The 13,667-nt window shown below is 63.0% G+C and carries 12 protein-coding genes and 1 tRNA gene; 3 read left to right on the top strand and 10 right to left on the bottom strand.

Features of this window, described 5'->3' with window-relative positions; translation table 11 throughout:
- Window positions 1-66 precede the first annotated feature (66 nt).
- Complete coding sequence (locus tag PVE35_RS19750) at window positions 67-537, top strand: bacteriohemerythrin (protein ID WP_268178789.1); 471 nt, start codon at window positions 67-69, stop codon at window positions 535-537.
- 6 nt (window positions 538-543) lie between these two features.
- Here PVE35_RS19750 and PVE35_RS19745 read toward each other — a convergent pair whose 3' ends face one another.
- The 7 genes from PVE35_RS19745 to PVE35_RS19715 form a co-directional block, all read right to left on the bottom strand.
- The gene (locus tag PVE35_RS19745) at window positions 544-2,373 is read right to left on the bottom strand and encodes an SLC13 family permease (RefSeq protein ID WP_277372735.1); all 1,830 of its coding nucleotides are present in this window, start codon (window positions 2,371-2,373) and stop codon (window positions 544-546) included.
- Window positions 2,374-2,549: 176 nt separating this feature from the next.
- Complete coding sequence (locus tag PVE35_RS19740; protein ID WP_268178787.1) at window positions 2,550-2,846, bottom strand: winged helix-turn-helix domain-containing protein; 297 nt, start codon at window positions 2,844-2,846, stop codon at window positions 2,550-2,552.
- Between the two features lie 13 nt (window positions 2,847-2,859).
- Window positions 2,860-4,236 (bottom strand): sodium:proton antiporter NhaD, encoded by a 1,377-nt coding sequence (gene nhaD / locus PVE35_RS19735; RefSeq protein WP_268178786.1) that lies wholly within the window; start codon window positions 4,234-4,236, stop codon window positions 2,860-2,862.
- Between the two features lie 170 nt (window positions 4,237-4,406).
- Window positions 4,407-7,238, bottom strand: coding sequence for a valine--tRNA ligase (locus PVE35_RS19730; protein WP_277372734.1), 2,832 nt, complete (start codon window positions 7,236-7,238; stop codon window positions 4,407-4,409).
- 135 nt (window positions 7,239-7,373) lie between these two features.
- Window positions 7,374-7,820 carry a DNA polymerase III subunit chi gene (locus PVE35_RS19725; protein ID WP_277372733.1) on the bottom strand — a complete coding sequence of 149 codons (447 nt, stop codon included), beginning with the start codon at window positions 7,818-7,820 and terminating at the stop codon, window positions 7,374-7,376.
- A gap of 60 nt (window positions 7,821-7,880) precedes the next feature.
- Window positions 7,881-8,300, bottom strand: coding sequence for a DNA polymerase III subunit chi (locus PVE35_RS19720; protein ID WP_277372732.1), 420 nt, complete (start codon window positions 8,298-8,300; stop codon window positions 7,881-7,883).
- Window positions 8,301-8,395: 95 nt separating this feature from the next.
- Window positions 8,396-9,913 (bottom strand): leucyl aminopeptidase, encoded by a 1,518-nt coding sequence (locus tag PVE35_RS19715; protein WP_277372731.1) that lies wholly within the window; start codon window positions 9,911-9,913, stop codon window positions 8,396-8,398.
- Window positions 9,914-10,057: 144 nt separating this feature from the next.
- Between PVE35_RS19715 and lptF the strand changes: the two genes are divergently transcribed.
- Both lptF and lptG read left to right on the top strand, forming a co-directional pair.
- A complete protein-coding gene (gene lptF / locus PVE35_RS19710) occupies window positions 10,058-11,176 on the top strand; it encodes an LPS export ABC transporter permease LptF (RefSeq protein WP_277372730.1) in 1,119 nt (372 codons plus the stop codon).
- Window positions 11,169-12,233, top strand: coding sequence for an LPS export ABC transporter permease LptG (gene lptG / locus PVE35_RS19705; RefSeq protein WP_268178779.1), 1,065 nt, complete (start codon window positions 11,169-11,171; stop codon window positions 12,231-12,233). Before lptF ends, lptG begins: the two co-directional genes overlap by 8 nt.
- A gap of 58 nt (window positions 12,234-12,291) precedes the next feature.
- Here the strand turns inward: lptG and PVE35_RS19700 are convergent, their stop codons facing one another.
- The 3 genes from PVE35_RS19700 to PVE35_RS19690 form a co-directional block, all read right to left on the bottom strand.
- The gene (locus tag PVE35_RS19700; protein ID WP_268178778.1) at window positions 12,292-12,789 is read right to left on the bottom strand and encodes an RDD family protein; all 498 of its coding nucleotides are present in this window, start codon (window positions 12,787-12,789) and stop codon (window positions 12,292-12,294) included.
- 99 nt (window positions 12,790-12,888) lie between these two features.
- A complete protein-coding gene (locus PVE35_RS19695) occupies window positions 12,889-13,101 on the bottom strand; it encodes a cold-shock protein (protein WP_268178777.1) in 213 nt (70 codons plus the stop codon).
- Window positions 13,102-13,405: 304 nt separating this feature from the next.
- Window positions 13,406-13,490: transfer RNA gene (locus tag PVE35_RS19690), tRNA-Leu, on the bottom strand.
- Between the last annotated feature and the right edge of the window lie 177 nt (window positions 13,491-13,667).

The following is a 13,667-nucleotide window of genomic DNA, read 5'->3' as shown; positions in this document are numbered from 1 at the left end:
AGGTCAATTTGGCGCCGGCCTAAGGCTCTAGACTGCCACATCTTCTATCTGCAGCAAGGAGGCAACATGGCATATCTGCAGTGGAGTGACGACCTCGATACCGGCATCACGGTAATCGACGATCAGCACAAACGTATCGTCGCGATGATCAATCAGCTAGACGACGCTCAGCGTAGCGCCAGCAAGGCGAAGGTGGGCGCAGTCATCGACGAGTTGATCGACTATACCGTCTCACATTTCGCCTTCGAGGAAGCGATGCTCGAAGAGGCTGGCTATGCCTTCACCAAGGCGCACAAGCGGGTACACGCGTTGTTTATCAAGCGTGTGGAAGACTACCGACAGCGCTTCAACAGCGCTGAGGATATCGCCGACGAACTCAAGGGGCTACTGGGACGCTGGTTGTTCAGCCATATCCGCAGTGACGACCGCAACTACGTCGAGGCCGTCAACGATAACCTGCGTCGGCTGAGCAGCGATGTTTCCGAAGGTGGATGGCTACGCCGCGCCGGACGACGCTTCTTCCATGGTGCCGCGTGAGCGCTTTCAGAGCGGAAAGAGCAGCGGCACCAGAACCACGCTGACCAGCATTACCAGCAGGGTGAAGGGCACGCCGATGCGCACGAAGTCGCCAAAACGGTATTGGCCGGGGCCGAGCACCAGAGTGTTCACCGGCGAAGAAATCGGTGTCATGAAGGCCGCCGAGGCGGCCAGTGCCACGGTCATGGCGAAGGGCAGCGGCGAGGCGCCCAGCGCCTGCGCGGTGGCGATGGCCACCGGCGCCATCAGCACCGCCGTGGCAGTGTTGGAGATGAACAGGCCGATCACGGCGGTCAACGCGAACAGGCAGGCGAGAATCAGCCGTGGCCCGGCATCGCCGAGGCCGCCGACCAGGCCCTGCACCGCCAGCTCGACGCCGCCGGTCTGTTGCAATGCCTGGGCGAAGGGCAGCATGCCGACGATGAGGATCAGCGTTGGCCAGTGAATGGCGTGGTAGGCGCTGTCCAGGTCGATGCAGCGAAACGCACCCAGCAGCAGGCAGGCGATCAGCGCCGCCTGCACGTTGGGCACCAGGCCGCTGACCATCAGCCCCACCATCACCGCCAGGCTGAGCAGGGCGTAGGGCGCCTTGCGTGCAGCAGGCGCCACCTCGGCCACTTCCGCCGGCAGGCTGAGCACCAGAAAATCCCGGCTCAGTCCCTGCAGGCGGTGGATGTCGCGCCAGGCACCGGCCACCAGCAGGGTGTCGGAGGCCGTGAGCTTGTCGTCCACCAGCACGCCTTCCAGCGCCTGGCCCTGACGGCGCAGGCCGACCACGTTGAGCTTGTGCCGCGAGCGAAAGCCCAGCTCCTGAATGGTCTTGCCCGGTAGTTGCGACTCCGGCGGCAGCGCTACCTCGGCCAGGCCCAGTTCGTGGGCGTGCAGGCTGAAATAGGAGTGCGGCAGCGGCATGGGCTCCAGGCCCAGTGCCTGGTAACTGCCGAGCAGGCCGATGGCGGGGCTGGCGATGTCCACCAGCAGCACGTCGCCCGGCTCCAGCTGGGTGTTGCCGCTGGCCATCAGCAGCAGGGTGCGCAGGCGCTGGCGGCGTTCGACGGCGATGACGTTGATGCCGTGCTCGCGGCGCAGTTGCAGCTCGTTGAGCACCTGGTTGGCCAGCGGCGAGTCAGTGCGTACCCGCAGGCGCCGTTCGCGCTCGCTCAGGCGATAACGTTCGGCCAGGTCGGCCAGGGTCAGGCGTGGCGGCTCGGCATTGCCACCTGACGCACTGCGCACCAGCCAGCGACGCGCCAGCAGCATGTAGCCGACGCCGAGCAGCAGGATGCTCAAGCCGATGGGGGTAAAGGCGAAGAAGTCGAAGCCATCTAGCCCGGCGCGGCGCAGTTCTGCATGCACCACCAGATTCGGTGGCGTGGCCACCAGCGTCAGCATGCCGCTGATCAGCCCAGCGAAGGCCAGCGGCATCATCAGCCGTGCCGGGGCGATGCGCAGGCGTGCGGCCACGCCTAGCACCACGGGGATGAAGATGGCGACCACGCCGGTGGAACTCATCACCGAACCCAACCCGGCCACCGCCAGCATCAGCAGGATCAGCAGGCGCGTTTCGCTGTTGCCGGCTTTGGCCACCAGCCAGTCGCCCAGACGGTAGGCGATGCCGGTACGTACCAGGCCATCGCCGATGATGAACAGTGCGGCGATGAGGATGACGTTGGCGTCGCTGAACCCGGCCAGAGTCTGTTGCAGGTCGAGCACGCCGGTCAGTGGCAGGGCGATCAGCACCAGCAGGGCGACCACGTCCATGCGCGGTTTGCCAGTGATGAAGAGAGTGACGGCGCCGGCCAGCAGGCCCAGCACCCAGAACAGATCCAAATTCATCGCGATTCCCATGACGGGCGCTTCTAAAAACTACCTGCGTTGTCATCACTGCGTTAAAAACAAGCTCAAAATGCTCATTTACAGCTCGTAAACTCCGCTTTTTCGCTTGTTTTTGCCTTGTGCTGACTGCCTCGCCTACGTTTTTAGAAGGGCCCTGAAGTAAGGAGGCGATTATCTCAGGGATAACCGAGCGTGGCCTTGATCTGCTGCAGGTGCGCGGCGATCCAGGTCTTGTCGAACGGGCCCCAGTCGCGGATGCGATAGTGGCCGGCATTGTTGCGCTCGCCTTCGGCCTGCTCGAACTGGCAGTCAATATCCAGCTCGGCCAGGGCAGCGAGGGTGTCCTGGGCGGTGCGCCTTGGCATGCCGGTGGCCGCCATCAGCGCCGGTACGCTGACGGCCTCGCCGCTGTCGATCAGCCAGGCCACGTAGAGGCGGCGGTAGAAGCTGGTTCTGGTCTTGCTCACGTCCATGTCGTGCTCCTGGTTACAGGCTGGCAATCAGCATATAGGTGCCGGCGCCGGCCAGGTAGCCGAGCAGGGCCAGGCCGCTGATGCGCTTGAGGTACCAGATGAAATTGATCTTCTCCATGCCCATGGCTGCCACGCCAGCGGCCGAGCCGATGATCAGGCAACTACCGCCGGTGCCTGCGCAATAGGCGAGCATTTCCCAGAAGTGGCCGTTGACGACGAAGCTGCCGAGCCAGGATTGCTCGGCGATATCGGCCAGTTGCAGTGCCTCGGCGCTGATCAGCGGGTACATCTTCATCGCCCCGGCCACCATGGGCACGTTGTCCACCACTGCCGACAGCATGCCAATGGACAGGGTGATGCTGTAGACGTTGCCCAGGCTTTCCTTGAGCAGAGTCGCCACCTGGGTCAGATGGCCGGCACTGGACAGCGCTGACACGGCGAGCAGGATGCCGAGGAAGAACAGCACGCTGGTGATGTCGATGCGGCGCAGCACGCCCACCACCGACAGCGGATCCTTCTCTTCGCTGTTCTTGCTGCGGTGGATGACCTCAGTGGTGATCCACAACAGGGCGAGGCCGAAGAGGATGCCCATGTACGGCGGCAGGTGGGTGATGGTCTTGAAGATCGGCACGAAGATCAGTGCGCCCAGGCCGAGGCCGAAGATCAGGTTGCGCTCGAAGGGTGTGGTCGGGTCGCGGCGGCTTTCGCTGCTTTCCTTGAGCCGAGGTGGCGCGACTTCTCCCTTGAGGATGAAGCTCATGACGATCAGTGGCACCAGCAGGCACATCAGGCTGGGCAGGAAGAGTTGGGCAACGATGCCGCTGGCGGTGATCTGGCCGCCGATCCACAGCATGGTGGTGGTCACGTCGCCGATGGGCGACCAGGCGCCGCCAGCATTGGCGGCTATCACCACGATGCCGGCATAGAACCAGCGTTCGTGCTGCTCGGCGATCAGCTTGCGCAGCAGCGAAATCATCACGATGGTGGTGGCCAGGTTGTCCAGTGCCGCGGACAGGAAGAAGGTGATCAGACCGACCAGCCACAGCAGATGCACGCGCTTGTGGGTACGGATGCGATCGGTGATGACCTTGAAGCCCTCATGGGCATCGATCAGCTCGACGATGGTCATGGCGCCCATGAGGAAGAACAGAATCTCGGAAATCTCGCCCAGGTGATGGCGCAGTTCCTCGATAGCGCGATGGGTATTGGTGCTGGAGCCGGCGGTGCCCGAGCCGATCATCGGCAGGATGCTGTCGGCGCCCATCACCAGCAGTGTCCAGGCGATGACGGCGGTGAGCAGCGCGGACGCGGCCTTGTCGATCTTCAGTGGATGTTCCAGGGCTATGCACAGATAACCGAGGACGAACACGAGTGCCATCAACGCATACATGGGGATCCGCCTGTTCTTTCTTATCGATGAGGTAAAGGTCGGTAGGCGGAGGAAGATGCCTGAAACACCTTGTAAAAGGGAAGGCTTTTATAGCTAAAAGTGCAGGAACGAAAAGGCCCGCGCCGTGGTGGGCGCGGGCCTTGTCGGGCTGAAGCAGGAAAGTGCCGCTATCAGAGCGCGGCGATCTTGCCGCGCTGCTCGACCATCTTGGCCAGGGCCTGCTCGGCCTCAGCCAGCTTGGCGCGCTCCTTCTCCAGCACCTCGGCGGGGGCCTTGGCGACGAAGCCTTCATTGGCCAACTTGCCGCCGACGCGCTTGACCTCACCATCGAGGCGGCCGATTTCCTTGTCCAGGCGCGCCAGTTCGGCGTCCTTGTCGATCAGCCCGGCCATCGGCACCAACACTTCCATCTCGCCCACCAGGGTGGTGGCGGACATCGGCGCTTCTTCACCGGCAGCCAGCACACGTACCGATTCCAGCTTGGCCAGCTTGTTCAGCAGCGGCTCGAAGTCGGCCAGGCGGCGCTGATCCTCGGCACTGGCGTTGGCAACGATGATGTCGATGCGCTTGGCCATGGAGATCTTCATCTCGCCACGGATCTGCCGTACGCCGAGCATCAACTGCTTGACCCACTCGATATCGCCTTCGGCGGCAGCGTCGATGCGGCTCTCATTGGCCACCGGCCAGGGTTGCAGCATCAGGGTTTCACCCTGCACGCCGGCCTGGCCCTTGATGCGCTGCCAGATTTCTTCGGTGATGAACGGCATGAACGGGTGAGCCAGGCGCAGGATCACTTCCAGCACGCGCACCAGGGTGCGGCGGGTGCCGCGCTGGCGCTCGATCGGCGCGTTCTCGTCCCACAGCACCGGCTTGACCAACTCCAGGTACCAGGCGCAGTACTGATCCCAGACGAACTCGTAGAGCGCCTGGGTGGCCAGGTCGAAACGGAAGGCATCGAGCTGGCGGGTGACTTCGGCCTCGGTGCGCTGCAACTGGCTGATGATCCAGCGATCCACCGAGGACAGCTCGACCTCTTCGCCATTCACGCCAGTGTCCTGACCATCGGTGTTCTCGATGACGAAGTTGGCGGCGTTCCACAGCTTGTTGCAGAAGTTGCGGTAGCCCTCGACGCGGCCCATGTCGAATTTCACGTCACGGCCGGTGGTGGCCAGCGAGCAGAAGGTGAAGCGCAGGGCGTCGGTGCCGTAGCTGGCGATGCCTTCGGGGAACTCAGCCTTGGTCTGCTTGGCGATTTTCTCGGCCAGCTTGGGCTGCATCATGCCGCTGGTGCGTTTTTCCAGCAGTTCGTCGAGGGTGATGCCATCGACGATATCCAGTGGGTCGAGCACGTTGCCCTTGGACTTGGACATCTTCTGCCCCTGGCCATCGCGCACCAGGCCATGCACGTACACGGTCTTGAACGGAATCTGCCCGGTCAGGTGGGTGGACAGCATGATCATCCGGGCGACCCAGAAGAAGATGATGTCGAAGCCGGTGACCAGCACATCCGTGGGGTGGAAGGTCTTGAGGAAGTCGGTCTGCTGCGGCCAGCCGAGGGTGGAGAAGGTCCACAGACCGGAGCTGAACCAGGTGTCGAGCACGTCTTCGTCCTGGCGCAGTTTGGCGTCGCCGAGGTTGTGCTTGGCGCGTACTTCCGCTTCGTCACGGCCGACGTAGACGTTGCCGGCTTCGTCGTACCAGGCCGGGATGCGGTGGCCCCACCAGAGCTGACGGCTGATGCACCAGTCCTGGATGTCACGCATCCAGCTAAAGTACATGTTCTCGTACTGCTTGGGCACGAACTGGATCTCGCCGCTCTCGACCACGGCGATGGCTTTCTCGGCCAGCGGTTTGGTGGAGACGTACCACTGGTCGGTCAGCCAGGGCTCGATCACGGTGCCGGAGCGGTCGCCCTTCGGCACTTTCAGGGCGTGGTCTTCGATCTTCTCCAGCAGGCCGGCAGCCTCGAAGGCAGTGACGATCTGCTTGCGCGCCTCGAAGCGATCCAGCCCGGCGAACTGCGCTGGAATGTTGGCCTCGACCTGCTCGTTGACGCTGCCGTCGAGGTTGAACACCTGGGCAGTGGCCAGCACTGCGGCGTTCTTGTCGAAGATGTTGATCAGCGGCAGGTTGTGGCGCTTGCCCACTTCGTAGTCGTTGAAGTCATGCGCCGGGGTGATCTTCACGCAGCCGGTGCCGAACTCGGGGTCGCAGTAGTCGTCGGCGATGATCGGGATACGACGGCCCAGTAGCGGCAGTTCGACGTAGCTGCCAATCAGCGCCTTGTAGCGCTCGTCTTCCGGATGCACGGCCACGGCGCTGTCGCCGAGCATGGTTTCCGGGCGGGTGGTGGCGACGATCAGGTAGTCCTTGCCTTCGGCGGTCTTCTTGCCGTCGGCCAGCGGGTAGCGCAGGTTCCACAGCGAGCCTTTCTCGTCGTGGTTTTCCACTTCCAGGTCGGAAATGGCGGTGTGGAACTTGGTGTCCCAGTTGACCAGGCGCTTGCCGCGGTAGATCAGGCCGTCTTCATGCAGACGGACGAAGGCTTCCTTGACCGCTTCGGACAGGCCGTCGTCCATGGTGAAGCGCTCGCGCGACCAGTCTACCGAGCTGCCCAGGCGGCGGATCTGGCGGGTGATGGTGCCGCCGGACTGGTTCTTCCATTCCCAGACTTTCTCCAGGAATTTCTCGCGGCCCAGGTCGTGACGGCCGATACCCTGCGCGGCGAGCTGGCGCTCCACCACCATCTGGGTGGCGATACCGGCGTGGTCGGTGCCCGGCTGCCACAGGGTGTTGCGGCCCTGCATGCGGCGGAAGCGGATCAGCGCATCCATGATCGCGTTGTTGAAGCCGTGACCCATGTGCAGGCTGCCGGTGACGTTCGGCGGCGGGATCATGATGGTGTAAGGCTCACCGCTACCTTGCGGGGCGAAGTAGTTGTTCTTCTCCCAGGTCTGGTACCAGTTGGATTCGATGGCGTGCGGCTGGTAGGTCTTGTCCATGCGCGGCGGGACCCTTGTGACGGCTGATCGGAAAAGCCGGCAAGTATAACGCTTATGAGCGCCAAGCCATAAGCCTCAAGCTACAAGATCCAGGGCTTGCCAGCCCCAGGGGGGCGGGCAGGGCTGGGACGTGCGTCAGGGTTTGCGCGGCGGCAACAGGCGCGGCAGGCGGGCTTCGAGACGGCGCTTGAGCTCGGCTTCGATCTGCGGCACGAAATCGTCGATCACGTCTTGCAGGATCAATTGCGCGGCGGCGCGCAGTTCGCCGCTCAGGTGCTGCAGCTCGCGGGCGCTGTCGTGCAGGCGCGGCTCCAGGCTGGTTCGCACGGCGTCACTGGTCGGCGCGGTGCCCGTGGCTTTGGGCGTTGGCGCTGGCGCGGGTTGGGCAGGCGGTGTGGTGTGGAAGGGCGGCGGCGGCCCTGGCGGCGCGCTGACGATGTCGGAGAGCACGGGAATGCTGTCCGGGTCGAGCGAGTCAATCAGCAGTGACGGCTCGCTGCTGCTGTCGCCCAGCAGCTCGCGAATCGACTCCAGGTCATGCAGTAGCTGAGCGGGCTTTTGCGGAGGCTTGGGGGTGTCCATGGTGATCGACGCAGCGGGTAAGAGGGCTAGGGTGACGAGAGGTGTGAGCGTCGCTGCAGACTAAAGTTCGACGCGCTTGGGATCATACCCGCGCTGACGATAGATACGGAAATTCTCGCGACAGGCGCTGAGCAGTTCGGGCTGCTGGTTGACGATCTCGATGATGCGCGAGAAGCGCTCGACATGGGGCGACAGATTGTTGCCGAGGTTGATCAGCACGCCCTGTTCGACACTGGGCACGTCGTCGATACCCAGCGTCACGGGCGACAGCGGCGCATCGCGGTGCAGATCATGCGGCACAAAGCGTTCGGCCTTGAAACGCCAGAGCATCTCGTCGAGCTCGCCGCACTGTGCTTCGTCGCTGCCACGCACAAATACCGGCAGGCCCACGCTCCAGGCCTTCAGCGCCAACTGGCAGGCCGCGCGCAGGCGACCTTCGGCGTCAGCGGAGGAGAGGACGTAGAACTCGATTCTGGGCATGGTGGGCAAGTCTCAAGCTTCAAGCGGCAAGCTGCAAGAAAAAGCAAGGGCACTTCGATGAACCGAAGTGCCCTGGTGGCTGGGTTGCAGGGCTGTTATTTGTCGCTTGCGGCTTGCCGCTTGCGGCTGCTTTCGCTGCGATCCAGCAGGTACTGGGTCAGCAGCGGTACCGGACGGCCAGTGCCGCCCTTGTCCTTGCCGCCGCTGATCCAGGCGGTGCCGGCGATGTCCAGGTGCGCCCAGTGGAAGTTCTTGGCGAAGCGCGACAGGAAGCAACCAGCGGTGATGGTGCCGGCCTTCGGCCCGCCGATGTTGGCGATGTCGGCGAAGGGGCTGTCGAGCTGTTCCTGATACTCGTCGTACAGCGGCAGTTGCCAGGCGCGGTCGTCGGCCGTTTCACCCGCCTTGAGGATCTGCTTGATCAGCGTGTCGTTGTTGCCCATCAGGCCGGACACATTGCTGCCCAGGGCGACGATGCAGGCGCCGGTGAGGGTGGCGATGTCGATCACCGCCTGCGGCTTGAAACGCTCGGCGTAGGTCAGGGTGTCGCACAGCACCAGGCGGCCTTCGGCGTCGGTGTTGAGGATTTCCACGGTCTGTCCGCTCATGGTGGTGACGATGTCGCCGGGGCGGGTGGCGCGGCCGCTGGGCATGTTCTCGGCGCAGGCCAGCAGGCACACCAGGTTGATCGGCAGTTGCAGCTCGAGCACCGCCTTGAGGGTGCCGAAGACGCTGGCGGCGCCGCACATGTCGTACTTCATCTCGTCCATGCTGGCGGCCGGTTTGATGCTGATACCACCAGTGTCGAAGGTGATGCCCTTGCCGACCAGGGCGAAGGGTTTGTCGTCCTTCTTGCCGCCCTGGTAGTGCATGACGATCATGCGTGGCGGCTGCTCGCTGCCCTGGGCCACGGCGAGGAAGGCGCCGGCGCCCAGCTCCTTGAGCTTCTTCTCGTCGAGGATTTCCACCTTGAGGTTCTTGTGTGCCTTGCCCAGAGCCTTGGCCTCTTCGGCCAGGTAGCTGGGGTGGCACAGGTTCGGCGGCAGGTTGCCCAGATCCTTGGTGAAGGCCACGCCCGTGGCGATGGCGCGGGCATGCTGCAGGGCGCGCTCGGCATCGGCCAGCTCGGCCTTGTCGACCACCAGCGTGACTTTCTTCAGGGCACGCGGGTCGCTCTTCTTGCTCTTGAACTGCTCGAACAGGTAGCTACCGTCGGCCAGGGTTTCCAGGATCAGGCGGGTCTTGCCATAGGCATCACGGCCCTTGACCTTGAGCTCGCCCAGGGCCAGCAAGGCGTCGCTGCCGCCCAGTCCCTTGAGTACGCCGTGCACGCTGGCAACCAACTTGCGCAGTTGGCGGTCGGACAGATCGCCCTTGCCACAGCCCACCAGCAGCACGCGCTCGGCCTTGAGCCCCGGCAGGCCGTGCAGCAGCAGGGTCTGGCCCGGCTTGCCGGCGAGGTCGCCACGCTTGAGTACCGTGGTGATCGCGCCGTTGCTGGCTTGGTCGACGGCCTTGGCGGCATCACCCAGCTTGCGGCCCTCGCCGATGGTGACGACCAGGGTGGCGGTCTTCAGGGTTTCCGGGCGGGTGCTTTTGACGAGAAATTCCATATTGAGCTGTCCCCAAGACAAAGAGTCGGGTTTGACGGATAATGGCCGCCATTTTTTCGAGGGCCCACCCAGCGGTGGGCCGGCAAGTAGGTGCGGCTAGTTTGAGCGCTCGCGCCTGAGCCTGACAACCCTGGAGCGTCCGGTTTGATCGTCTTCCGTTATCTGTCCCGCGAAGTGTTGTTGACCCTCAGTGCGGTGAGCGCCGTGCTGTTGGTGATCATCATGAGCGGTCGTTTCATCAAGTACCTGGCCCAGGCGGCGCAGGGGGTGCTCGACCCGAGCGTGCTGTTTTTGATCATGGGCTACCGGATTCCCGGTTTCCTGCAACTGATCCTGCCGCTCGGTCTGTTCCTCGGTTTTCTGCTGGCTTACGGGCGCCTCTACCTGGACAGCGAAATGACCGTGCTGTCGGCCACGGGCGTCAGCCAGCAGCGCCTGACCGTGTACAGCATGGCGCCGGCCCTGATCGTCGCCCTGCTGGTCGGCTGGCTGAGCATGGGCCTGGCGCCGCAAGGCGTGGCCGGGGTGGCGCGCATCCTCAACGAGCAGGATGCCCTGACCGAGCTCGATACCCTGGTGCCTGGGCGCTTCCAGTCGCTGCGCGATGGCTCGCGGGTGACCTACTCGCAGGAGCTGTCGGCCGATCGCAGCGAGCTGCGTGGTGTGTTCATGTCGGAGAAGCGTTTCTCCTCCGATGGCCGTTCCGAACGCGGCACCACCGTGCTGGTGGCTGAAAGTGGCCGTCAGGAAATTCACCCGGACGGCAGCCGCTACCTGATTCTGGAAAATGGCTATCGCTACGATGGCGAGCCGGGCGAGGCCGATTACCGTGCCATTCGTTACGACACCTATGGCGTGCTGCTGCCCAAGCCCGAGGTGGCGCTCGAGGCCAACGAGCGCGAGGCGATCCCGACCCGCGACCTGTTCGGCAGCGACGATCCGGTGATGCAGGCCGAGCTGCAATGGCGCCTGTCGCTGCCCTTGCTGGTATTCGTGGTCACTCTGTTGGCGGTGCCGCTGTCCAAGGTCAATCCGCGCCAAGGGCGCTTTCTCAAGCTACTGCCGGCGATCTTCCTCTATATGACCTACCTGGGCCTGCTGATCGCCGCCCGTGGCGCGCTGGACAAGGGCAAGCTGCCGCCAGCCTTGGGCTTGTGGTGGGTGCACCTGATCTTCCTGGCCATCGGCCTGACCCTGCTTTATTGGGAGCGTTTGAGCCTGTGGTGGGCCAGTCGTCGCGTGTCGGAGGTGGCCCATGGCTAAGCTGGATCGTTACATCGGTGTGCAGGTATTCATCGCCATCCTGGCGGTGCTGGGCATCATCCTCGGGCTTGCTCTGCTGTTCGCTTTCATCGACGAACTGGGTGATCTGAACAAGGGTGACTACGGCCTGCCGCAGGCTTTGTGGTACGTCTTGCTCACCGCGCCGCGCCGCGCCTACGAGATGCTGCCGATGGCGGCGTTGATCGGTTGCCTGATCGGTCTCGGCTCCCTGGCCAGCAACAGCGAGCTGACCGTCATGCGCGCCGCGGGTGTCTCCATCGGGCGTATTTCCTGGGCGGTGATGAAACCCATGCTGGCCTTGCTGCTGGTTGGCATTCTGATCGGCGAATACGTGGCGCCCTGGACCGAGAACCAGGCCCAGGCCAGTCGCGCCATCGCCCAGGGCGGCGCCCAGGCGCAGAGCTCCAAACGTGGTATGTGGCATCGCCAGGGGCAGGAGTACGTGCACATCAACGTGGTGCGCGCCGATGGCACCCTGCTGGGGGTGACCCGTTATCGCTTCGACGACGAGCGCCGCCTGCAGTCCTCCAGCTTCGCGCGCCGTGCCGAATTCAATGACGGTCACTGGTTGCTGCGCGACGTGAAGACCACGCACCTGTATGCCGATCACTCCGAGGTCAGCCAGCAGGACGAGGAGCGCTGGGACATCGAACTCAATCCGCAACTGCTGGGCACGGTGGTGATGGAGCCAGAGGCTCTGTCGGTCACCGGCTTGTGGCAATACATCCACTACCTGGCGGATCAGGGCTTGAACAACGCGCGCTACTGGCTGGCATTCTGGAGCAAGGTGCTGCAGCCGCTGGTTACCGCTGCGCTGGTATTGATGGCGATTTCCTTCATCTTCGGTCCGCTGCGTTCGGTGACGCTGGGGCAGCGGGTCTTCACCGGCGTACTGGTAGGCTTCATCTTCCGCATCGCTCAGGATCTGCTGGGGCCGTCCAGCCTGGTGTTCGGCTTCTCGCCGCTGCTTGCGGTGCTGGTGCCGGCCGGTGTCTGTGCCCTGGCTGGGGTCTGGTTGTTGCGACGCGCCGGCTGAGGTTGGTAGACATGAAAAAGCCGGTTCACTGAACCGGCTTTTTCATGTCTGTGCTGGGCTATTTCTTGTGCACGTTCTTCGGCAGTTGCACCATGCGGCTGTCCGAATAGGCGTCATGCCAGGTGCGCCCCTGCTTGTCCCAGAGCATCCACAGGAAGCCGAGGCCGGCGAACAGCCAGGAGCCGATAGCGACCACGAAACGCAGCAGTGCCTGCCACAGGTCGATGGCCGTGCCATCGGCGTTCTGGATGCGCAGCCCCCAGGCCTGCATACCCAGGGTTTGGCCATTGTGTGTCCAGAACTTGGCGAAGAAGCCGAACAGGCTCAACAACACCAGACTGGCCAGCAGGGGGTCGCGGTCGAGCGCACCCTGTTGCGACATGATCATCAGCTTTTCGCTACCGAAGATCAGGCGCAGGATGCCCTGTTGATAGATGAGCGTGACCACCATCATCAGTGCGACGCAGAGCAGGGAATCGTAAAAGAGAGCAGCCAGTCGGCGGATCGGACCGGCAGAAGGGAAGTCGCCCTGTGGGCGTAGCTGATGTCTCGGCATGATGGGCTCGCTGTAATGGACTGCGCGCCATTCTAACCGGGACTGCTGGCAGGATATAAAAAACCCCTGATGTTGCCATCAGGGGTTTTCGAGGAAGTCTTAGCTGACTACCTGAACCTTGTCAGCCTGCATGCCTTTCTGGCCTTGCACGGCTTCAAAGGTGACCTTCTGGCCTTCTTTCAGGCTGCGGAAGCCAGTGCCTTCGATAGCGCGGAAGTGCACGAACAGATCCGGACCGCTTTCGGGAGTGATGAAGCCGAAGCCTTTCTCGTCGTTGAACCACTTGACGGTGCCGGTTTGACGATTCGACATGTCTTTTTCCTTGAAACTAGTAGTTGATGACAGCCTCCAGCGAAATGCCGTGGAGGACTGAAGACTGGTTGCAAGGAGTAATAGAAGTCGAGCGGGATGTAGCGGATCAAATGATCTGCCGCACCTGAGTCACGATTCACGGCGACCCATGCAAACAGTTAGGCCACTCTACGCTAACTTTTATGCACTTGCCAACCCCCTGCCAGCGCTGCTGCGCCAGGGTTTGCAAGGGTATCGACGTGCCTTGTCGAATGCGTACTGAAGAGGTGTTGCGCAAGACTGCTGAAGAGCCTCGAGAAGATGATGGTGCCCCGGGGGAGACTCGAACTCCCACTCCTTTCGAAAACGGATTTTGAATCCGCCGCGTCTACCGATTCCGCCACCGGGGCACAATGGCGGCGCAGTATAGGGATGCGCCTGGCGCCGGTCAATCGGCGTATTTGCAGCTTCGATCTGTCGCACCTGAAGTGCTGTGCAGGGTTGATAACTTATACGCGCTGCATGACGAGCCAAGGAATAAAATCTGACCTGTCATAAAGAATGGCGGGCATCTCGTTTATAGCGGT

Source organism: Pseudomonas sp. AA-38 (genome assembly GCF_029457475.1).
GTDB lineage: Bacteria > Pseudomonadota > Gammaproteobacteria > Pseudomonadales > Pseudomonadaceae > Aquipseudomonas.
Note: the sequence above shows the minus strand (reverse complement) of the source record. Positions and strands in the feature narration are given on the sequence as shown.